The 21,005-nt window shown below is 57.2% G+C and carries 16 protein-coding genes; 3 read left to right on the top strand and 13 right to left on the bottom strand.

Translation table 11 applies throughout. From position 1 onward, the window contains the following. Window positions 1-4: 4 nt before the first annotated feature. Window positions 5-559, bottom strand: coding sequence for a hypothetical protein (locus C7H08_RS00710; RefSeq protein WP_106669846.1), 555 nt, complete (start codon window positions 557-559; stop codon window positions 5-7). Then, a complete protein-coding gene (locus tag C7H08_RS00705) occupies window positions 552-4,094 on the bottom strand; it encodes a 7TM diverse intracellular signaling domain-containing protein (protein WP_227663198.1) in 3,543 nt (1,180 codons plus the stop codon). Before C7H08_RS00705 ends, C7H08_RS00710 begins: the two co-directional genes overlap by 8 nt. A gap of 164 nt (window positions 4,095-4,258) precedes the next feature. Here C7H08_RS00705 and C7H08_RS00700 point away from each other — a divergent pair, with 164 nt between their 5' ends. Next, entirely contained in the window at window positions 4,259-5,296 is a 1,038-nt protein-coding gene (locus C7H08_RS00700) for a hypothetical protein (RefSeq protein WP_227663196.1), read from the top strand. Here the strand turns inward: C7H08_RS00700 and C7H08_RS00695 are convergent, their stop codons facing one another. From C7H08_RS00695 to C7H08_RS00685, 3 genes are all read right to left on the bottom strand, one after another. Continuing rightward, on the bottom strand, window positions 5,297-5,524 hold the full coding sequence (locus C7H08_RS00695) for a hypothetical protein (protein ID WP_106669843.1): 228 nt from the start codon (window positions 5,522-5,524) through the stop codon (window positions 5,297-5,299). Between the two features lie 159 nt (window positions 5,525-5,683). After that, window positions 5,684-6,970, bottom strand: coding sequence for a serine hydrolase domain-containing protein (locus C7H08_RS00690; RefSeq protein WP_106669842.1), 1,287 nt, complete (start codon window positions 6,968-6,970; stop codon window positions 5,684-5,686). A gap of 74 nt (window positions 6,971-7,044) precedes the next feature. Then, window positions 7,045-8,265 (bottom strand): sensor domain-containing diguanylate cyclase, encoded by a 1,221-nt coding sequence (locus tag C7H08_RS00685; RefSeq protein ID WP_106669841.1) that lies wholly within the window; start codon window positions 8,263-8,265, stop codon window positions 7,045-7,047. Between the two features lie 177 nt (window positions 8,266-8,442). Between C7H08_RS00685 and ybaK the strand changes: the two genes are divergently transcribed. Continuing rightward, entirely contained in the window at window positions 8,443-8,913 is a 471-nt protein-coding gene (gene ybaK, locus C7H08_RS00680; RefSeq protein WP_106669840.1) for a Cys-tRNA(Pro) deacylase, read from the top strand. A gap of 95 nt (window positions 8,914-9,008) precedes the next feature. Here ybaK and C7H08_RS00675 read toward each other — a convergent pair whose 3' ends face one another. From C7H08_RS00675 to C7H08_RS00645, 7 genes are all read right to left on the bottom strand, one after another. Further along, window positions 9,009-11,252 carry an NADP-dependent isocitrate dehydrogenase gene (locus C7H08_RS00675; protein WP_106669839.1) on the bottom strand — a complete coding sequence of 748 codons (2,244 nt, stop codon included), beginning with the start codon at window positions 11,250-11,252 and terminating at the stop codon, window positions 9,009-9,011. A 466-nt stretch (window positions 11,253-11,718) separates the two neighbouring features. After that, window positions 11,719-13,707, bottom strand: a complete 1,989-nt coding sequence (locus tag C7H08_RS00670; protein WP_106669838.1) for an acetoacetate--CoA ligase — start codon at window positions 13,705-13,707, stop codon at window positions 11,719-11,721. 16 nt (window positions 13,708-13,723) lie between these two features. Further along, window positions 13,724-14,503: a 3-hydroxybutyrate dehydrogenase gene (locus tag C7H08_RS00665; protein ID WP_106669837.1), complete on the bottom strand. Its 780-nt coding sequence runs from the start codon at window positions 14,501-14,503 to the stop codon at window positions 13,724-13,726. Between the two features lie 13 nt (window positions 14,504-14,516). Next, window positions 14,517-15,881, bottom strand: coding sequence for a TRAP transporter large permease (locus C7H08_RS00660; RefSeq protein WP_106669836.1), 1,365 nt, complete (start codon window positions 15,879-15,881; stop codon window positions 14,517-14,519). After that, window positions 15,881-16,519 carry a TRAP transporter small permease subunit gene (locus C7H08_RS00655; RefSeq protein ID WP_106669835.1) on the bottom strand — a complete coding sequence of 213 codons (639 nt, stop codon included), beginning with the start codon at window positions 16,517-16,519 and terminating at the stop codon, window positions 15,881-15,883. The genes C7H08_RS00660 and C7H08_RS00655 overlap by 1 nt, the downstream gene beginning before the upstream one ends. A 115-nt stretch (window positions 16,520-16,634) precedes the next feature. Continuing rightward, complete coding sequence (locus C7H08_RS00650) at window positions 16,635-17,687, bottom strand: TRAP transporter substrate-binding protein (protein WP_106669834.1); 1,053 nt, start codon at window positions 17,685-17,687, stop codon at window positions 16,635-16,637. A 335-nt stretch (window positions 17,688-18,022) separates the two neighbouring features. Further along, complete coding sequence (locus C7H08_RS00645) at window positions 18,023-19,438, bottom strand: sigma-54 interaction domain-containing protein (protein ID WP_106669833.1); 1,416 nt, start codon at window positions 19,436-19,438, stop codon at window positions 18,023-18,025. Window positions 19,439-19,675: 237 nt separating this feature from the next. Between C7H08_RS00645 and C7H08_RS00640 the strand changes: the two genes are divergently transcribed. Continuing rightward, on the top strand, window positions 19,676-20,569 hold the full coding sequence (locus C7H08_RS00640) for an alpha/beta hydrolase (protein WP_227663195.1): 894 nt from the start codon (window positions 19,676-19,678) through the stop codon (window positions 20,567-20,569). Here C7H08_RS00640 and C7H08_RS00635 read toward each other — a convergent pair whose 3' ends face one another. Continuing rightward, a complete protein-coding gene (locus C7H08_RS00635; RefSeq protein WP_106669831.1) occupies window positions 20,570-20,932 on the bottom strand; it encodes a DUF6164 family protein in 363 nt (120 codons plus the stop codon). Window positions 20,933-21,005: the final 73 nt, after the last annotated feature.

Below are 21,005 nucleotides of genomic sequence, written 5' to 3'. Positions count from 1 at the left end.
CCGCTCAGTAGGCGTCATGGCCTTTTCTACGTGGCAAATCCAGAGGCGCTGCCCTGGGCTGAACGCTGTCGGCGCCCTGTGCTACAGGGCTTTTATACGATTCACCCGCTCCAGGCCGGGTGTTGCCCGTCTGCACCAGGATATTGGCGATACTGACCGCTGTGGTGTAGAGCGAAATAGCAACAATCAGCAGCATTGGCTGAACAAAGGCCACGAATCCCGGAATCTCGGCATCGCCGGTCATGCTCAGAATCAATATGATGGCGGGGCCCAGCACCACAAACAACGTCAGCGCGATAAAGAACACAATTCGCTCTTTGTAACGCCCCAGATCACGATTGGTCACCAAGCCGAGCACAAACTTACCGATGGCCAGTCCGGCCAGAATCGCCGCGGCAATGCTGAGATCCGGGCGCATCAGAATCTGGTAGAGGTTACCATCCCACAACCGCTGCATGGCGATCACCAGAAACGGAAAAAGCACAAACAGTATATCGGCGTAAGTACCATACATCATGCTGAGAGAATAGTGTTCCTGCTGCTGTCGGTTGTCACTCATTGGTCTGTTCCTGTGTCGTTTCCCGTTCACCAGGCGCCCCATGCAGGGCACGATCGATCATTGCTTCAAGCGTGTGCCATTCATGGTCGATGGCTGGCCAGTCTGGCGGGCTCTCTTTCAGCCTCGCTTCGAGGGCGCCCGCCTGGCGTGTCATCTGCGGGTAGCCCATAGCACCAGCCGTGCCTTTGATCTGATGGCTTTCTGACCTCAACACCGTAAGGTCCCGGTTCTTGGTTGCCTGATGCATTCGTTCGCGCCGGTGCCCCAGACCCTCAAGAAAACGGGGGGTCAGATGAGCAATGCCCTCATCGGAGTCGCCAATCTCGACACCCACAGTCAGATAACGCGCCAACATCGCCTGCAAGTGGTCTTGGTCAATCGGTTTGTTAAGCACACCGTCACAACCTGCCGCAAGCATGGCATCGTTTTCGGACTGATCACCGGCGGTAACGGCAATGATCGGCCGACGAAAGCCAGCCTGACGCAGCAACCGGGTGGCCGCCACACCGTCCATTTCCGGCATGTGGCGATCCATCAGCACCAGATGCACGGTATCCGCCAGAGCGCAGCGCACCGCTTGATCACCGCTGGCCGCCGGCACCGGCTCCACGCCATACCGCCTCAGCATGCGCTCAACCAGCGCCCGATTGTCGTCGTTATCTCCCGCGATCAAAACCTTACCGCTATAACGATGGCCACGATCGCCGTTGCCTTCCTGGCACACCGTCAGATAACGGGCCAGGACCTCATAGAAACGTTGCTTGTCGATGGGCTTGGCCAAATGCTCATTGCAACCCGCCAACCGGTAATCGGCAATGTCTTCGGTCATAACGTTGGCGGTCAGGGCAATGATGGGGGTGTTAACACCGGCCTCCCGCAAAGCGGCGGTGGCATCCCGGCCATTCATCACTGGCATCTGGATATCCATCAGGATCAAATCGAAGCGCTCCCGACTGGCACATTCAAGCGCTTCGGCGCCATTGCTGACGTGCACCAGTTCAGCGCCGGTACGACCAACCATCAGCGACACCAGGCGGCGATTCACATCGTTGTCTTCGGCGCACAGAATCCGCCCCCTGAGCGTTGGCGCCATCACCATCGGAATGCTCCGGCGGCGCTGGTGCAGTTCGGAGGCATCACGTAGAAAGCGGACCTCGTCGAGACCTCCGGTGCGGATCGAAACCTCGAACTCGCTGCCTTCACCGTAGGTACTCGCCACCCGGATGCTACCCCCGAGCAGCTCCGCCAAACGCCTTGAAATGCTCAGGCCCAATCCCGTGCCACCATACTGACGGGAGATGGCAGCACTGGCCTGGGCGAAGGGATCGAACAGCCGCTCCAGTTGCTCCGGCTTAATCCCGATGCCGGTATCCACCACTCGGGCATACAGGGTTTCAGAGTCACGATCACAGCGCAGTATCAGTGAAATTGAGCCTTTTTCCGTAAATTTCAGGGCGTTTCCGCAAAGATTGATGATGATCTGGCGAAATCGGGTCGGATCCGTCAGGATCTGTTCGGGCAAAGGAAAGTCGCAGATAATACTGAAATCCAGCCCCTTCTCGCGGGCACGAGGTTCAAAAAAGCCACGAATCTCATCCAGCAGGTCGGGCAACCGGACCGGCGTGACCTCGACATCCAGCTTGTTGGCATCGATTTTCGAGTGGTCCAGTATATCGTTCACCAGTTCCAGCAGATGGCGCCCGCTGCGGACCACGGTCTCGGCGCTGCGGTGTTTATCCCGATCACTCAGGTCCGGGTCCAGCAGGGTTTCGCCATAACCAATAATGGCGGCCAGAGGGGTCCGGATTTCATGGCTCATGTTCGCCAGAAACTGGCTTTTGGCCTGCGCCGAGCTTTTCGCCAGCTCTTTCTCCAGCCGTTCCTGTTCCCGCTCTCGCTCGATACGCTGGCGCTGATGGCTTTCTGTGGCGTCGATACAGGTGCCCTCAAGATGGGTGGGCACTCCGCCAACGTCGTAAACAGTGTGCAAGGAAATGGTCGCCCAACGCTCGATACCTCGACGGGTTAAGTAGCGGGCCTCAATACCCTTGACCACACCCCGAGCTTCCAGCTGTTGCACCACCAGGCGGCGCAGCCGTGCATCGGCAATGCAGGTGTCCAGAACATCCGGGCTGTCTTGCAACAATTCCCGACTACTGCTGTAGCCCAGCAGTTCGGCCATGGCCGGGTTGGCTGTCACAAACCGCCGATCCGGCGACATCTGGAAAATCCCTTCAATGGCGTTATCAAACAGGGATTGATAACGCTGAAGGTTGGCCAGCGCGCGCTGGTTCCAGGCCAGAGCTTCACCCTGTACCTGTTTGATGCGGTCGGCCAGGGCAAACGAAAACAGAATAATCTGGGCGGTCAGGCCAAACTGCGGTGAATAGGTGGTGAAAGTATTCAGTGGCAAATACCCCATTACGGTCAGCGCGTAGATGCCAAACCCGATCATCGCCAGTGTCCAGGCGAAAAAGTAAGACCGTGCCGCCGGGTTGTAGTAGCGCCAGGACAGATAGCTGACCACGATCAGGATGATGCTCAGCAGGATGGAGCCAATCACAATCCATTCCATCGCCACCGAATAAGGCACAAAGAATGACAGTGCAAAGGTGGCAACCACCGAGTAAAGACACAGCCGGATGACGTAATCCAGGTCCGGTGAGCGCTCACGGGTTTCCAGTAACGACCGTGCCATCAGTAACCCGAAGAACCAGGTCAGGATGATCTGGAAGTGCAGATAGGCCTTATCCAGAATGGCCGGGCGGTTTTCCAGCAGCTGCACACCGTGAACCTGCTCGGTGGAGATAAAAATAGCCGCACAGACAAGATACAGCACGTAGTAGATGTTGCTGCGTTCCCGAACCGACACCGCCACAAACAGGTTGTAAGCCAGAATGGCAAGAATGGCGCCCAGGAGAATGCCGCGAACAGCTTCGTCAATAGACACTTTTTCAATGTAACTGTCGGGGTGCCACAGCGTGACCGGCAACCGGAAGGCGTTGGTATTGGTGATTCGCAGAAACACCGTGGTAGTAGCCTGTGGCGTCAGTTGCAAACGAAAGGTCGGGTTGGGCACCGCCAGATCCCGGTCGTCCCAGTTATCCAGATAGCCGGCCTGGCGCTGTTCCACCAGCCGACCATTACGCACCAGATAGAGCCGGATCTCATCCACCAGCGGCAGGGCCAGTTCCAGTATCCAGTCGGTGCCGGTGCGGATGGCCTGGGTGTCGAGATCGAATCGGGTCCAGTAGGCGGACCCGGTATAGCCGAAATTCAACACCCCACTCTGATGGAGACGAAACGGTTGTTCCGGCAGCGCGAGCACGTCACCAATCGACAACTGCTGACTGGTATCCTCCAGGTACCAGAGGCAGCCATCAAGATTACGGACACTGGTCGTATTGTTATCAAGCACGACCACCCCATTAGCGCAGGCATTTTTGGCCAGCGCCAGGGACGGCAGGGTAACAATAACCAACACCAGAAGGACCGTGGCCACCCGGACCAGAGTTTCGGCAAACCGTTGCTGCAAAATGTGATCTCCGCGCGGGTAGCTACGTGCTTTATCGTTTATTGTCAGCACAGGTCACTTTAGCCGTTCACCCGCTTTTTCGCACCCCGGGGCCATCTTAAATGAGACATTCCTGCCTTTTTGTTGCCGTTTCTCTGACACTGATATCACTCAGTGGATGCCGTATGGAGAGCACCGGCTCGTCCGCGTTCAACCCGGCAACCAATGTTGACCTGACCTTCTCCAGTTTTGATCTGAGCAACACCGATCAGGCGCCAACCGCCCTGAGTTACACCCGGTTCAGCGATTTTTATACCGGCATCCAGCCGATTGCGAGCGAGAGTAACGAAACGGCCAAGCACCTGGCCACCGTGAAAGAAATCCGCCAGCACATCGACCGGTTTATTGGCACGCAATCCGCCGAGAAAGGCAACGGCAATAGCTACACCAAGATCCGCAATCCACTGGACCTGATCAATCAGGTCATCAGCGTCGGCCGGATCAACAACTTTGATGAAGGCCGGCGCTATATCCGCGACCGTATCTCGGCGAACCAGGCCGGCAACTACAATACCCGCAGTGCCGGGGCCCGTATCCGCTTTACCGATCAGGCGGCGGCCATCAGCCAGCGACCGCTAAACGACACCGAATGGAATTACCAGACCCTGGATTGGCGCTACCTGCCGGAAGGGCCAGAGGGCAGTGATCTGACTCAAAAGGTCTATCGGACGATCCAGTACGTGGCCCGGACCGTGAGTGACGATCGGCAAGAAGAACAGCCTGAACTGATCAGCCTGCTCGCCGGCGCCCGTTTTGCCGCCGGCGAATTTGTGGATGACGGCTACAATCGGCCAGAATACGCCACTGCGGACTTCGTCAGCCGTAGTTTTGGTGGCATTGAGCTGCGCCAGGAGTTTATCGGCGACGTGCAAAAAGACACTCTGTACATCAAGAGCCCAGACCGGCAAATTCTCGACCTCAGCCGATATGGCGAAGGCGAAGGCGAGTCCAAGACCTCTCCCGATTGCCTGCGGGTGGAAATCAATTACGCCATGGACCAGGTCAGACTGTATGCTTCCGATGGCGAGCCTGCTCGAGTTCCTGACACACCGGATGAAGCCGACTCGTCTACTTCGGACAATCCTGCCAACTGCATTAACCAGAGTGAAGACCAGGCTATCGCAGCCTGGAATGTCGAGTATTCCGAGGTCAGAAAATTCTGATTACAGATCCCAGTTCTGCAAAAAGCCCTTTTTTCGGCTGATCATCCGTTCATAGGTCGAAATCATGATCGCCGCATGCGGGGCCTTGGTAAGTCGCAGGGTTTCAATACGGCGTTCCAGACGCTGAACTTCATCGCAAACCTGTTGCTGCACGTGAGTACGCACGCTGTCGTGATGATCCAGCTTTACGCGTCGCAGATAGGGGGGGGATAATTCCGGTCGGTCCATGATGCCTCATCCTTTGAGTCTGGAGAAAATCCATTTCACAGTAATCGATTTTGCAGAACTGTCTGACAAAGTGCAATTACAATGAACTAGGTTTCACTTTTCTTGACGAAATCCCCGGCAGACCGCGCCTGCGGATGGGTCGGGGATTTCGCTAATCCGTCAGGCAGCTACCAGCCGCCGCTTGTTTTCCGGTAGTACCGGAAATTGCCGGCACACCGTGTAGACAAACCTGGCCAGCGCGGGCAGGTGATGCCCGACAATCGGAAAGCCGGTGTTGAGCAAACTGACCGAAATATCTCTGGCCGGGTCGGCCCAGCACAATTTGTTGATCAAGCCAACGTGGCCAAACGCATAGCGGCTTTGCTGACCCCAAAGCCCAACGGGATTACCCCCCAACATCATGCCGGCGCTGAAGCGCATCGGAATCATCATGGTGCGATCAACCTGCAGCGATCCAAATTGCTGGATCGCTCGGCGAACGGTGAGCTCGCTGCATATACGCTGACCATTCCAGACCCCGCCGTTGAGCAGCATCTGGAAGAAACGACTCATCTCCTCGGCGGTGCCACACAGATTGCCAGCCGGAATCACCGCCTCCTGAAAACGGGGGTCATTGGTCACCTTTTCAACCGTACGAATATCTCCACCCAAGGCCCGATTGACTATCCAGGACAGCGGAAATACCGGGGTCGGACCGGTTGCGTAATTAGTCGCCAATTCATGCAAATGCTCCGGCGCAATGCCATAGGTAAACCATTTCATACCCATGGGGATACGCAGATATCGATCCAGGAAATTCTCGATGCTGTCGCCGGTGACCTTTTCCAGTATTCGCTGTAACACGAAACCGCCAGTGATAGCGTGATAAGCGACCTTGGCACCGTCCACCTCCACCGGTCGGGCGTCACACAACAGTCGCCAGATTTCATCTCGTTCCCAAAGCACATCAATTGGCGTTTCTCTGGGAATGGCAGGAATACCACCCCGATGAGACAGTATCTGGTGCACCGTGATTGTGCGCTTGCCGTTCTTCCGGAACTCCGGGCAGTAATACGAGACCGGATCCATCAAATTGACCAGACCTTTCTCTGCCAGCATGTGTATTAATAATGCGGTGACTGCTTTGGATGCCGAGAAGTAGCAAATTGGAGTATCCGTGGTCATCGGTAGCCTCGGCAGTGCCGACGGATCCCGGGGGCCGTTGCCACGGGTGTGACCAATGGCCCCATGCAAGACCTGCTCGCCGCCAAAACGCAGAGAAAGCTGAATGCCCGGGTGCACGCCGGTGCGATACAGCCCCTCCACACTGCGCCAAACCGACTCTACAGCGTGCTCAGACACGCCCACCCGGTCCGGGTGTTCTGTTTCACGGTTGCGGAACGTGACCGAAGCAAGATCCGCAGGAACTTCACAAGCGTGCAGTGCACGACGGGCGAGTGAATGCATAACGAACGCCTTTTATCATTGTTGGTTGCTAGCCCGCTTAGGGCGACTGTCCGGGCAATCAAGCCTGACAATCATCAACTCTCATTATGTACCGGCTGAACAGGCTGCGCCATGACCACGCAGTTGCGGCCCTGCATTTTGGCCTGATACATCGCCTTGTCCGCAGTTCCGCACAGCGTGTCGAGGCTGTGGCCGTGAACTGGAAACACCGCCACACCAAGACTAATGGTCAGAGGGATTGAATGACCCGATTCAAGCATGATCGGTTTGTGGCTCACTCTCTGGCGCAAGCGCTCCGCCGTATCCCGCGCTTCGTCGATATCCATCTCCGGCAACACAATGACGAACTCCTCACCACCGAAGCGACCGATGGCATCTACACTGCGAACACTGTCCTCCAGGGTTCGGCTGACCGAGCAGAGCACGGCATCACCCGCAGCATGGCCCCAGCTATCGTTAACTTCTTTGAAATGGTCAAAGTCGATCCACACCAGAGCCATCGGGCGCTCGTATCGCCTGGCCCGCTCCAACTCTTCCTCAAGCACCCGGGAAAATTCCCGGCGGTTAAGCAAGCCGGTCAACGGATCAAGCGTTGCCAGTTCTTCCAGTTCGGTTTCCAGCGCTTTGCGATCAGTAATATCCAATAAAATCCCTTCCAGGCAAGCGGCACCGTCGTCCTGCTCAACACCACAACCGCGTTCCCACACCCAGACCTGCCGGCCATCCTTACGGGTCATGGCATACTCCACGGAAAAAGGCTCGCCTCTGCGCACCGCAATGCCTACATCTTCGGCAATTTGCTTTGCGGTGTCCGCATCCATCAAGTCGACAAAACTGACGATCTTGTTGTTAATCAACTCGTCAGGCGTATAGCCGGTCAGGCGCTCACAACCTCCTGACACAAACACCATGGTCCACTGGTCATCATACAAGCAACGATAGGCCATGCCGGGCAGGTTATCCATCAGCACCGTCAGCTGCTTCTCTCGCTGGCGCAATGCCCGGCGCTGATTCACCTGCAGCGACAGTAGCAGTCGATCTTTGGTAAGCAAACGCAGAATAGCCACAAACAACACCAGGCCGGTTGATACCACAAATAGAAAACCTTTCCAGGTCTGCATGGCGGAGAGGGTGCGAGGGTCAGGAAACCAGACTTCGACAATCCGGTCAGAAAAAGTAATCCAGATCAACCCTGCCACCAGATACACCAGAGTCGCCGACAGGGCTCGGCGCAGAGGGCTCTGGCTTTCATTCAAACTGGTTGATCTGTCGTCCTCGGGACGATCAGGCTGCATAGTCTTCCCTTATATCGTGGTGCTTTCCTATACAAAAAGTAGACAGTATCACCTCTGGCGTCGAGGCAGGGCCGGTTTTTCGGTCAGTAACCCTCGAGGCCGGCACTCCAACATGGATGACCTTCGGACGGGGCCATGCTTTAATTTCGGCAAATCGCGTTCGTAACAGGAGTATGCATGACGCCCGGAATTCTGGCTGCAAAAAAAGCCAAGGTAAGTTTTACCGTTCATGAGTATGAACACGACTCCACAGCGGAAAGCTATGGCAATGAAGCCGCAGAAAAAATGGGCGTCGACCCGAACCGGGTGTTCAAAACACTGGTGGTCAGTATCGATGGCAAAGAGCTGGCAGTGGCTGTGCTGCCAGTCACCCACTTGCTCAGTCTGAAATTGATCGCCAGGGCCGCCGGTGCCAAAAAGGCCGCCATGGCCGATAAACAGGACGTGCAGCGCAGCACCGGTTACGTACTTGGTGGGGTCAGTCCTCTGGGCCAGAAAAAACGCCTGAATACCTTTATTGATGGCTCCGCAGAACAGTTCGACACCGTTTTCGTCAGCGCGGGCAAACGTGGCCTTGAGATCGAACTGGCACCGGCGGACCTGGCGCGACTGACCAATGGCCAGTTCGCACCACTACAACAGGATTGACCGAGCAACCCGATACAAAAAACCCGGAGAGCCCATAAGGCCGACCGGGTTTTTAAAATGAGGACCGGAACAGACCCGGCCCCGCAACACTGGCTTCAGCTCACAGAGGCTTGTGCGTCGGCCAGGATCTTGTTGAGGGTCGGGCTTGGCTGCATCACCTCACAGACTCTCTCAGTCGGCGCGTGGTAATAACCGCCGATATCGGCCGGCTGTCCCTGCACTTTCGTCATTTCTTCCAGGATCTTGTCTTTGTTCTCTTCAAACTGCTTGGACAGCTTGGCGAAGAACGCTTTCAGGTCCTGATCTTCATCCTGACGGGACAGCTCTTCCGCCCAGTAACGGGCCAGATGGAAGTGGGAGCCGCGGTTGTCCAGCTCACCGGTCACCCGAGACGGTGACTGATTGCTCTCCAGCAGCCGTTCGGTGGCCTTATCGAGAGTCTGGCCCAACAGGCGAGCACGATTGTTGCCTTGCTTCTCGCCCAGCTCATCCAGAGACACCGCCGTGGCCAGGAACTCACCCAGAGAATCCCAGCGCAAGTGGTTTTCCTGCACCAGCTGCTGCACGTGCTTGGGCGCAGAGCCACCAGCACCGGTCTCGTAAAGGCCGCCGCCGTTAAGCAGCGGGACGATGGACAGCATCTTGGCGCTGGTGCCCAGTTCCAGGATCGGGAACAGGTCAGTCAGATAGTCACGCAGCACGTTGCCGGTCACCGAGATGGTGTCCAGACCGCGAATCAGGCGCTCCATGGTCCAGCGAATGGCACGAACCGGCGACTTGATGTAGATCTCCAGGCCTTCGGTATCGTGCTCTTTCAGGTAAGTTTCGACCTTTTTGATCAGCTCCGCGTCATGAGCGCGCTCGTCATCCAGCCAGAACACCGCCGGGGTGCCACTGGAACGGGCACGATTGACGGCCAGCTTGACCCAGTCACGGATCGGCAGATCTTTGGTCTGGCAGGCGCGCCAGATGTCGCCTTGCTCAACCTGGTGCTCGGTCAGCACGGTGCCGTCTTCGGCAATCACGCGCACAATGCCTTCTTCTTTAATCTCAAAGGTCTTGTCGTGGGAGCCGTATTCTTCGGCTTTCTGAGCCATCAGACCAACGTTGGGTACGGTACCCATGGTGGTCGGATCAAAGGCGCCGTGGGTCTTACAGAAGTTGATCACTTCCTGATAAATGGTGGCGTAGGTAGACTCCGGCATAACCGCCTTGGTGTCTTTGAGCTTGTTGTCCCGGGCCCACATCTTGCCTGAGTTACGGATCATGGCCGGCATGGAGGCATCAACAATCACGTCGCTCGGCACGTGCAGGTTGGTGATGCCTTTAACCGAATCCACCATGGCAATTTCCGGACGGTGCTCGTAGCAGGCGTGCAGAACTTCCTGGATTTCTTCTTGCTTGGATTCCGGCAGCTGCTTGATCTTTTCAATGACGCTGGACAGGCCGTTGTTCGGGTTAACACCAATTTCGTCGAACAGATCACCGTACTGGTCGAACAGATCCTTGTAGAAAACCCTCACCGCGTGACCAAACACGATCGGATGGGAGATTTTCATCATGGTGGCTTTCACGTGCAGCGAGAACATCACGCCGGTTTTTTCGCAATCCGCGATGGTGTCTTCGAAGAACTTCACCAGCGCTTTCTTGCTCATGAACATGCCGTCGAGCACCTCGCCCTCGAGCAGAGGCAGCTCTGGCTTCAGTACAGTCTGCTGACCTTTTTTGTTCTCAAACACGATGCGGGTATTGGTGGCCTTGTCCAGCGTGACCGACTGTTCGCTGGAGTAGAAGTCGCCACCGCACATGTGGGCAACGTGGGTGCGGGAAGCCGGGCTCCACTCGCCCATGCTGTGCGGGAATTTGCGGGCGAAGGCTTTGACGGCCGCCGGGGCGCGACGGTCGGAGTTGCCTTCACGCAGTACCGGGTTCACGGCGCTGCCCAGGACCTTGTTGTAACGGGTCTGGGCTTCTTTTTCTTCGTCGGTTTCCGGGTTTTCTTTGTACTCGGGAACCTTATAACCCTGTTCGTTCAGCTCTTTGATGGCTGCCCGCAGCTGGGGGATTGACGCGGAGACGTTTGGAAGCTTGATGATGTTAGCGTCCGGGTCCTTGGTGTACTCACCCAATTCGGCCAGGGCGTCTGGAACACGCTGGTTTTCTTCAAGGTAGTCCGGGAAACCTGCCAGGATACGAGCCGCGAGGGAGATGTCGCTGGTTTCGAAGTCGACGCCGGCCGGCTTGGCAAAGGTTTCAAGGATAGGAAGCAGTGACCGGGTAGCCAGGGCAGGAGCCTCGTCGGTCAGTGTGTAGACAATTTTGGATTTGGATGTTGTCATTTTCGTCCTCAGGCTAATGGGTGGGTTCAGGACGGTCAAAGCGGAGTCAGGCGTCTTGTGAACGTCCGACCGGGGCAGTGACTGATTCGGAACTTTTGATAGACTTACTAAGATAGCATTTTTTCGGGATATTTGGTTACGATCTTAGTATAACAACGGACTAAAAATGCCTGATCTTCGGTTACAGGATGATGAAAAGGCAGGAATTTACGAAACTTTCTAACATTCGTCAGGTGTGGTGCAAGCGTGCCAGGGGGAGGGCTTTCCAAAACACGCTGTGAATACATCCCTGTACGCTCTGCTACGCCATCCATGGCTCCGCAAGGTTTTGGAAAGCCCTCCCCCTGCCACGTTCAAACCCTGTTGAAGGCGTCCGCCTGCATCATTTCAACAAGCGCGAATGCGGGTCATTTTGTCGACAAAACAACCTCAATCCACACCTCTCAACGTTCACTTCCAAGCGCCATCAATCGGGCAACAATCCCGCCGCCGCCAATCGATCCCGAATCTGGTCCAGCGCTTCCGGGTTGCCGAGGGCGTCCCGGTTGTCGGCTTTTTGGGAGCCATTGATCAGCCGGGCGACCGCCAGTTCCACTTTTTTACCGCTGCGGGTGTAGGGGATGTCGGGCACTTCGACGATGTGCTTGGGCACGTGCCGGGGGCTGGCGCCTTCGCGGATTCGGGTTTTCAGAGTTTTGCTCAGGTCGTCGGTAACGCTCTGGCCGTCGGCCGGGACGATGAACAGCACGACTTCGACGTCACCGTCGATCTGGCGGCCGACCACGAGGCTGTCTTTGACCTCGGCGATGGTTTCGACCTGGCGGTAGATTTCGGCAGTGCCGATGCGGACGCCGCCGGGGTTGAGGGTGGCGTCGGAGCGGCCGTAGATGATGGCGCCGCCGTGTTCGGTGAATTCGATGAAATCGCCGTGGGCCCAGATGCCGGGGAAGCTGTTGAAGTAGGCGTCCTGGTAGCGTTCATTGTCCGGGTCTTGCCAGAAGCTGACCGGCATGGACGGCAGAGGTTGGCGGCAGACCAGTTCACCGCGACCGTGTTTGACCGGCTCGCCGTCGTCGCCGCAGGCGGCGGCATCTACGCCCAGGAAGCGGCACTGGATTTCGCCCCGTCGTACCGGCAGCAGCGGGGTGGAACCGACAAAGCAGCCGCAGATGTCGGTGCCGCCGGCGATGGAGCCGAGCAGGGCGTCAGGGGCGCCGTCGCTGTAGATCCAGTCGTAGTCTTCCGGCAACAGGGGTGAGCCGGTGGAAAAGACCACCCGCAGGTGGCCCTGGTCCAGGGTTTTGGCTGGCTGCAGTTCGGCTTTGCGGCAACCGGCGATAAAGCGGGCGCTGGTGCCGAAATGGGTGACTTTTTCCTGTGCCACGGTGTCCCAGAGAAAGTTCAGGCTGGGGTAGCCGGGCGAGCCGTCGACGGTGATCACGGCGGCGCCGGTGAGCAGTGCGGAGGCCTGCCAGTTCCACATCATCCAGCCGCAGGTGGTGAAGTACATAAACCGGTCTTCAGGGCCAACGTCGCCGTGCAGCATCAGTTCTTTGGCGTGGTTAACCAGCAGGCCGACGGTGCCGTGGACGATGCACTTGGGTTTGCCGGTGGTGCCGGAGGAATAGAGGATGTACACCGGATGGTCCGGATTCATCGGGGTAAACGACGGTGCCTGGCCTTCACCGGCAGCAAGGGCCTGCTCCCAGGTGGTCACCAGAGCTCCGGGGATGGGGGCTTCGTCCGGCAGCTGTGGGATGCTGACCACCACCTTCAAGGACGGCAAACCGGCGATCAGTTCGGCAAAGTCGTGCTGACGGGCGAACACCTTGCCGCCATAGCCATAGCCGTTCACCACAATCAGCGCGGACGGCTCAATCTGGCTGAAGCGGTCATTGATCGCGCCGATGCCGAAATCCGGTGACGCAGAGCTCCAGATGGCCCCCATGCTGGTGGTGGCGAGCATGCCGACCAGGGCTTCATAGCCATTGGTGACGACCCCGGCTACCCGGTCGCCCTGCTGGATGCCGTTGCTGCGCATAAAGGCTTCCAGCGCACCGGCATCGGCTTTCAGTTCACTGTAGGTCTTGCGCAGCACCGGCCGGGTTTCGCAATAGGCCACCACGGCTTCCTGGTCAGCACGGTCGCCGTCCGCCAGCCGCAACAGGTTGGCGGCGAAGTTCAGTTTCATGCCGGGGAACCACTCGGCGCCCGGCATCTCGCGCTTGCCCAGCACCCGTTTGGCCGGGGTAGCGCATACCAGTCCGCAGTATTCCCAGACCTTCTGCCAGAAGGTATCGAGTTCGGTGATCGACCACCGGTGCAGGGCGTGGTAATCGGCGAAAGGCCCGAAGCCCTGTTGTTCCAGCCAGGTCTTGAACTGGCCCATGCGGGACTGGCTCAGGGTGGTTTCTGTGGGAGTCCAGACCACCGGTGCTTGTTCTGTGTTGCTCATCCGTCTCTCCAGGTGATTACTGCATATGCCAGCCATGACTGACCACGATGGACTGGCCAGTCAGGGCGGCCGACGGGAAGGCGGCCAGGTGCACGGCCAGTTCCGACACGTCTTCCAGGGTGGTGAACTTTCCATCCACGGTGTTCTTGAGCATGATCTTGCTGATCACTTCTTCCTCGGAAATACCCAGCTCTTTGGCCTGCTCCGGGATCTGCTTGTCCACCAGCGGTGTGCGCACGAAGCCCGGGCAGATGATGTTGCTGCGCACGCCGTGTTCGGCGCCCTCTTTCGCCACCGCCCGGCACAGGCCCAGCATGCCATGTTTGGCCGCCACATAGGGCGCCTTCAACGGCGAGGCTTCCAGGGAATGGACAGAACCCATGTAAATCATGGTGCCACCACCGCTTGCATACATCTGGTTGAGCGCGGCACGAGTGACAAGAAAGGCGCCGTCCAAGTGCACCCGCATTACCTTGCTCCAGTCGGAAAATGCCAGCTTATGCACAGGATCGATGTGCTGTATGCCCGCATTAGCCACGGCAATATCAAGCCCGCCCCATTTCTCCACAATAGCGGCCACGCCACGGTCAACCGCGTTCTCATCAGTAACATCCATGGCCAGGGCCATGGCGGTGCCTCCGGCCTTCTCGATAGCATCCACGGTGTCACGGGAGCTTTCCAGTGTCAGGTCGGCTACCGCAACACGGGCGCCTTCACGGCCATAGTGTTCAGCAATAGCACGGCCAATGCCCCGCCCGGCCCCGGTGATCAGGGCTATTTGGTTTTCAAGACGCATGAGGGTTCTCTCCTTAATCGTAAGCCGCACCAGGCAGCCAGGTTGCAATTTCAGGCACCAGGAATACGATCGACAGTCCGATCAACTGAATGATGATGAAGGGAATAACGCCCTTGTAGATGTCCATCACGGTGATTTCTGGCGGCGCCACTCCCTTGATGTAAAACAGTGCAAAGCCGACTGGCGGGGTCAGGAACGAGGTCTGCAGGCACATGGCAAACAGGATAGTGAACCACACCAGGTCGAATCCGAGAACCTGGACAACCGGTGCCACCAGCGGAAGGATAATCAGGGTGATCTCAACCCAGTCCAGGAAGAAGCCGAGCAGGAATACCGCAAACAGAATGGTCAGTACCACGCCATAAGGCCCGAATGGCAGGCCCAGCAGCGCATCTTCGATCACCCGGTCGCCACCCAGACCCCGCAGTACCACCGAGAACGCCGTCGCCCCCAGAAAAATGGCAAAGATGAAGGCAGAGGTGCGGGTGGTTTGCTGCATCGAAGAGTTGAGTACTTTCAGGTTCAGACGACCTGCCATCAGTGCCAGTATCAGGGCACCCAAAGCGCCAACACCGGATGCCTCCGTCGGCGTGGCAATCCCCGCAAAAATGGAACCCAGCACACCCAGAATCAACGCGGCCGTGGGCACCACGGCCTTGGTCACTTCCCAGACAATGCTCCAGGACACTTTCTCGGTACCCTCTGGCACCGGCGCAATATGCGGCTGCAGCATAGGACGGATAATGGCATAGGCCACGTACATGGCGCCCAGCATTAAACCGGGAAAGAACGCGCCCATAAACAGATCACCCACCGACGCCTCGGGAACGGCCAGCCGGTCGGCCATCAGCACCAGCATTATGGATGGCGGAATCAGGATGCCCAGGGTACCGGTGGCACAGGCTGTGCCCACGGCAAATCCCTTGTCGTACTTGTTTTCCATCATCACGGGCAGAGACAGCATGCCCAGAAGCACCACGGACGCTCCGATGATACCGGTGGTGGCGGCCAGCAGTACGCCGATAACAATCACGGTGACCGCGTAGCCACCGCGAACTGCGCCAAACAGCTTTACCATGCTGTTCATCAACCGCTCAGCGACACCAGACTGATCCAGCATGATGCCCATGAAGATAAACATGGGCAGAGCCACAAGGGTCTCGCTGTTTATCACGTCCCATACTCGCTCGGGCACAAGCCCCATGGAGGAGGAATAGTCGAACCACAGATTGGCCCCGAAATTTTCAACGGCCACCACACCAACGACGGTCCAGATGACCGCGGTGCCACCCAGCACCCAGGCAACCGGAAAACCGGTCATCAACAACGCCCCGAACGTCAGGAACATGCCGATTACAAACAGGGTTTCAAGTTCCATCAGGACACATCCTCTTTCTTGTTATTTCCGGATTCGACCCGGACTGGCTTCGGAAAGCCAAAAAGCAGTGCGGTTACTTTCAGCAAGCGCGATAGCGCTGCCAGAATCAGAAGAACAAACGACAAGGCCAGAATGCCCTTGAGAACCCAGCGGTGCGAAAGTCCGGCAGGTGCTGCACTGGTTTCGCCCTGCTGCCAGGAGCTATAGGCGTAGGGGATCATTTCGTAGACCGCCAGTCCAAGAAACGGCAACAGTAAAAAAAGCAGGCCAAACAGTTCAATCCAGGCCTGGCCTCGGAGGGACAGGCGTTCATGGATGACATCCACCCTTACATGGTCATCCGTCACCAGGGTGTATCCCAGCCCCAATAACCAGCCGGCACCCGCCAGGTGCCACTGGACTTCTTCCAGCATCACTGAACCAGAGCCAAAGGCATAGCGCCCGACCACTGCGTAGATGATGACGCCGGTGATCACAACCCAGAGCCAGGAAGCACTTTTGCCAATGACGGAAATCACACCGTCCATAACCTGACTGAGCCAGGTTGTTGGAAACTCCGTGTGATGATGAATAAATTGACCGGCGTCGGACGCCGATGCCCGCACATCCTGCGGTGAGCCTTTACCAGACACTGTCATACCACAGTTCCTCGCTCAGGAAGCTGATTTTTAAACACGGACGGCCCCGAAGGGCCATCCAGACTTGATCAGAGAACACCGGCATCTAACCGGTATTCGGGGTCAGCTCCGGACCTTAGAGGTCGGACGGAACATAGGCGCGGGTATCCCATATTTTGTAGGTTTCCAGGAACTCATTCTGGCTTTCGTAGACACGCTTGAAGTCAGCGTCCTTGGCGGCTTCCTCTGCCATCACTTCATTGGTGACCTCTCTCAGCTCTCGCAGAACCTCATGGGGGATCTGATCCGCCTGAACGCCTCTTTCCTGGAATTCGGCCAGAATCTTACCGTTCTTGTACTCGCCCTCGGCCAGGCCACGGGTAGTAGCAGCAGTACAGGAGGCCTCAACCAGTGCCTTCTGGGCTTTGGTGGTTTTGTTCCACTCGTCCCTGTTGATCAGCATGTACTGGGCGGTAAATTGCTGGTGCCAGCCCGGGAACAGGTTGTACTTGACGACCTGGTCAAAGCCGAGAATCTGGTCGATGGCCGGCATGGAGAATTCAGTGGCATCAATGGTGCCTTTTTCCAGTGCCTGGTAGAGCTCACCACCCGGCATCATGGTGACAGAGGCTCCCAGTTTTTCCAGAACCTTGCCTCCCAGCCCGGCGAAGCGGATCTTCAGGCCTTTGTAGTCTTCCAGTGATTCGATGGGTTCCGCATACCAGCCCGCCGTTTCAGGCCCGATAATGCCGCACAACTGAGCGTATACGTCAAAACCCTTGTTGGCATAGACTTCCTGCAGCATTTCATGGCCGCCACCGAAGTAATACCAGCCGGTGTAGGCCCAGGGCTTCATACCGAAAGGTACAGCCGCAAACAAGGGAATTGCAGCCACTTTGCCCTGGTCGTAACCGATCCAGGTGTAACCTGCTTCAACCTTGCCATCGGAAACTGACTGCAGGATATCGAATGGGGGTACCAGCTTGCCGGGCTCATAGACACGAACCTGGAGGCTGCCATCGGAAGCCGTGGTGAGATTTTCGGCAACCCAGGCGCCAGGGGCACCGAGGCCCGGCAGATTGGTGGCGAAGGCAACCGGCATTTTCCAGCGCAAGTCTTCTGCAAAAGCAGAACCCGTGGTAATAGCGATCGCACCGGCGACACCGGTGAGAGTTTTGAGAAGCTTCATTGGCAAATCTCCGAGCATTGTTGTTGTATTCGGCCACACAGGACGTTTCCCGACAGGCCTGACCTGATCAAAGTGTAGTCAGATATCGCAGGAAATGAGACGGACAAAGAAGTTTTTTTGGGTCCAACGACATACGTCAGTCTTGTTTTCTCCGTTGTTCTGACGTCCTGAAAGCTGGAATAAGCAGGCAGCATGCCAAAAGCATTTTATTTATTAATTTCAATATGTTGAGAATTAACAAAAAACAAAGGCAGGGATAATGTGTCCGACATTCAGGACACAGTTAGACATCAGTCGTAGGTAATTGTACGGATTTCAGGACAACCGTCCGGACTTCAGGACAGTCTGCCGAGTTTTTCGTAAAGTACTGATCGGGAAATACCCAGCAGCTTTGCCGCCCGGGTCCGGTTCCCGCGACTGGCCACGAGAGCTTTCTCAATCGCTTGGGCCTCGGCCTCGGCGAGGGTCCGGGATAATAACTGGACCGGTTGAGCCATCAGGGATGACGCCGGACGGTTACCACTACTGCGGGGCAACACCTTGAAAATGGCATCTGCATCCAGCACGCTGCCATCCTCGCCCATGGTCAGGGCCCGCTCCAGCACGTTGCGCAATTCCCGGATATTACCGGGCCAGTCGTAACCGCCAAGTGCCGAGACGCCAGCATCAGTAATTTCACCCCGCAATTCCAGCCCATCGCGAATGTCTTCCAGCAGAGCCTCGCATAACACCCCGAGATCCGCCAGCCGATCGCGCAGAGGCGGAATCGGAATCTCCAGCACGTTCAGCCGGTAATAGAGATCAGACCTGAACTCTCCTTCAGCAATCATCACTTCCAGATTTCGGCTGGTGGCGGCAATCACCCGCACATCCACTGAGACCACCGTGTTGGAGCCCAATGGTTCAATCTCCCCTTCCTGTAACGCCCGTAGCAATTTGGCCTGCAGTGGCAACGGCATATCACCCACTTCGTCGAGAAACAGCGTGCCGCCGTTGGCCAGCTGGAACTTGCCTTCCCGGATGCGGCGGTCGGCCCCGGTGTATGCCCCTGGTGCCACTCCAAAAAATTCAGCTTCCAGAAGGTTCTCTGGCACTGCCGCCACGTTAACCCCGACAAACGGTTTGTCGACCCGGGCAGACGCCGAATGGATGGCCTGCGCCAGAACTTCTTTGCCGGTGCCGGTTTCACCCAGAAGCAACACCGGCATCTCCCTTCCGGCGGCCAGCCGCGCCCGCCGTTTTACCTCCAGCGCAGCCGGGCTGGCACCGACAAAATCGCCCAGACTGTAGCGGGTGCCGCGCGCTTTTCGGGCCAGGGCTTTACGTGCTGCTGCCAGGTCCTGATGCAAGCGCCGGTATTTCGATACCAGCGGGGTCAGGGGCTGAAGGTCGTCGTACAACACAAACGCCACGGCCCCCTCGATCTCGCCCTGCTCGCTGTAAAAAGGCAGCCGGGTAACCACCAACTGCTGGTCATTGTGCTCCATGATGTCGAGCAATAGAGGTTTGCCGGTTTCGACCACTTCCGGCATTCGGGTTTGGGGGATTACCTGGCGGACCGGCTTGCCAATCACGGTCGCCGGATCACCAATGCCCAACAGGTGCGAATAACTGACGTTGATCCAGGTAATGTGAGCCTGACGATCGACCGCAATGGCACCGGCGCTGGCTGCCTCAAACATCGGAAACAGCGCTTCGATGAGATCTCGAGTCAGACCTTTTTTATTTTTGTCACTGAACAACTTTGTCATGTGCCGCATGCTCGCCGGTCGTAACTGATTAATGGGGCAACCTCAGGCGTCCGGATTTCCGGACGCTGCCAGGGGAGTATAGAAAGCCCCCGGACCGGTAGCAAACGAAGATGCGGAGCAAGCCATTGTCCAGGCCTCGGGCATGCTCGGGCATGCTCGGGTATGAAAGTAACGCAACATCCAGCACCGACAATCACTCGTAGATATTTTGGATTTTGGGTCAAACAGGAGTGTCCGGTGAATACACGCTTTATGATCATCCTTGCCGCGCTGATCCCGGGTACATTGGCATGGCTATCCGGCTGCGCCAGCCACCATCCGGCAGTCACCCAACCGATTGATCGGCCGGAAACCGAGTTCACAGTTCACTCGGCCATCGCGTTTTCACCAGAGCAATGGCCACAGAAACTTTACGCTGACCTGTATGTGCCTGCGGTATCTGGCGCTGCCCCAGTGGTGTTGATGGTCCACGGCGGTGGCTGGGAGCGGCGGTCCCGAAGTGACATGACCTGGGTGGCAGAAACGCTGGCCAGCCAGGGCTTTGCGGTATTCAATGTCGATTACCGGTTCGCACCCGAATTCACCTTTCCTGCGCAACTTCACGATCTGCAGGTGGCCCGACAGTGGATCAATCAGAATGCCGGAGAGTATGGACTGGATGCGTTCAGAGTCAGTGGTTTCGGGTTTTCCTCCGGCGCTCATCTGGTCGCGTTGCTAGCTACCGTTGCCCGCACAAACGACGACCTGAACACACCTTTCGGAGGACCGGAAACCGCACTCAATGCCGTGGTGGCCGGTGGACTGCCCTCGGACCTGCCGGCCTTCGGCTCCGGCAAGCTGCTTCGCCAATTTCTGGGCGGCGATCCCGAGCATCTGTCCGAACGTTACCAGCAGGCGTCGCCGATATCTCACGTGAATGCTGTTACTCCACCGTTCTTTCTCTTCCACGGAACTCTCGACATGCTCGTTCCGTTTAGCCAGACAAAACGGTTCGCGCAGGAGCTGAAAGAAAATGAGGTCTATCATGAAGTCTACAAAATGCACCTGCGCGGGCACATCACCAGCTTCCTCACTGCCGGCACCGCGGTAGACAGTGCTGCCCATTTTCTGATCCGGCATCAGAGCAATTGATCAGCCCAGCCGGATAAAGGGCAGCACGCTCAGCCCTATGATCACCAGGATGGCAACACAGGCCGCCAACGTTCTGACCGGCTGGCGCCGGATCATCGACCAGATGCCTCCGACTTCGCCACGAGCGACGTGTTCTTCATAAGCCCTGCGCTGGGTTTCGAAACGTTGTTGCTGGTACGACTTCAGGATGGCTTTGGCGCGGGCCGCCTCGTCGTTGTCATGCACCCAGAACCCGCCCATGCTGATGCCCCAGCGGCTCGGGGGCGTTTCGTAATAGCGCACGTCATGCTCTTCGAACAGGGCGCGGATGTCATCGGCCTCGTCATCTGGCACATTTCGGAGGTTCATCAGGTGGTGGGGCATAAGGCTTCCCGGCTGGCTTCATGGGCGTTATTGGCTATATCCTAGCAGGAAAGCAAATCCGACCGAATTCATC

This window comes from Marinobacter halophilus, from assembly GCF_003007685.1.
Taxonomy (GTDB): Bacteria; Pseudomonadota; Gammaproteobacteria; order Pseudomonadales; family Oleiphilaceae; genus Marinobacter; species Marinobacter halophilus.
The sequence above is the reverse complement of the archived record's forward strand: the minus strand, read 5'-3'. Positions and strand labels throughout refer to the sequence as shown.

Bases quoted from the DNA above. Each gene is read 5' to 3' on its own strand.
- ybaK (WP_106669840.1), top strand. From the start codon at position 8,443: ATGACGCCCGGAATTCTGGCTGCAAAAAAAGCCAAGGTAAGTTTTACC.
- C7H08_RS00710 (WP_106669846.1), bottom strand. From the start codon at position 559: ATGAGTGACAACCGACAGCAGCAGGAACACTATTCTCTCAGCATGATG.
- C7H08_RS00645 (WP_106669833.1), bottom strand. From the start codon at position 19,438: ATGACAAAGTTGTTCAGTGACAAAAATAAAAAAGGTCTGACTCGAGAT.
- C7H08_RS00675 (WP_106669839.1), bottom strand. From the start codon at position 11,252: ATGACAACATCCAAATCCAAAATTGTCTACACACTGACCGACGAGGCT.
- C7H08_RS00700 (WP_227663196.1), top strand. From the start codon at position 4,259: ATGGAGAGCACCGGCTCGTCCGCGTTCAACCCGGCAACCAATGTTGAC.
- C7H08_RS00690 (WP_106669842.1), bottom strand. From the start codon at position 6,970: ATGCATTCACTCGCCCGTCGTGCACTGCACGCTTGTGAAGTTCCTGCG.
- C7H08_RS00660 (WP_106669836.1), bottom strand. From the start codon at position 15,881: ATGGAACTTGAAACCCTGTTTGTAATCGGCATGTTCCTGACGTTCGGG.
- C7H08_RS00650 (WP_106669834.1), bottom strand. From the start codon at position 17,687: ATGAAGCTTCTCAAAACTCTCACCGGTGTCGCCGGTGCGATCGCTATT.
- C7H08_RS00655 (WP_106669835.1), bottom strand. From the start codon at position 16,519: ATGACAGTGTCTGGTAAAGGCTCACCGCAGGATGTGCGGGCATCGGCG.
- C7H08_RS00670 (WP_106669838.1), bottom strand. From the start codon at position 13,707: ATGAGCAACACAGAACAAGCACCGGTGGTCTGGACTCCCACAGAAACC.
- C7H08_RS00635 (WP_106669831.1), bottom strand. From the start codon at position 20,932: ATGCCCCACCACCTGATGAACCTCCGAAATGTGCCAGATGACGAGGCC.
- C7H08_RS00695 (WP_106669843.1), bottom strand. From the start codon at position 5,524: ATGGACCGACCGGAATTATCCCCCCCCTATCTGCGACGCGTAAAGCTG.
- C7H08_RS00685 (WP_106669841.1), bottom strand. From the start codon at position 8,265: ATGCAGCCTGATCGTCCCGAGGACGACAGATCAACCAGTTTGAATGAA.
- C7H08_RS00665 (WP_106669837.1), bottom strand. From the start codon at position 14,503: ATGCGTCTTGAAAACCAAATAGCCCTGATCACCGGGGCCGGGCGGGGC.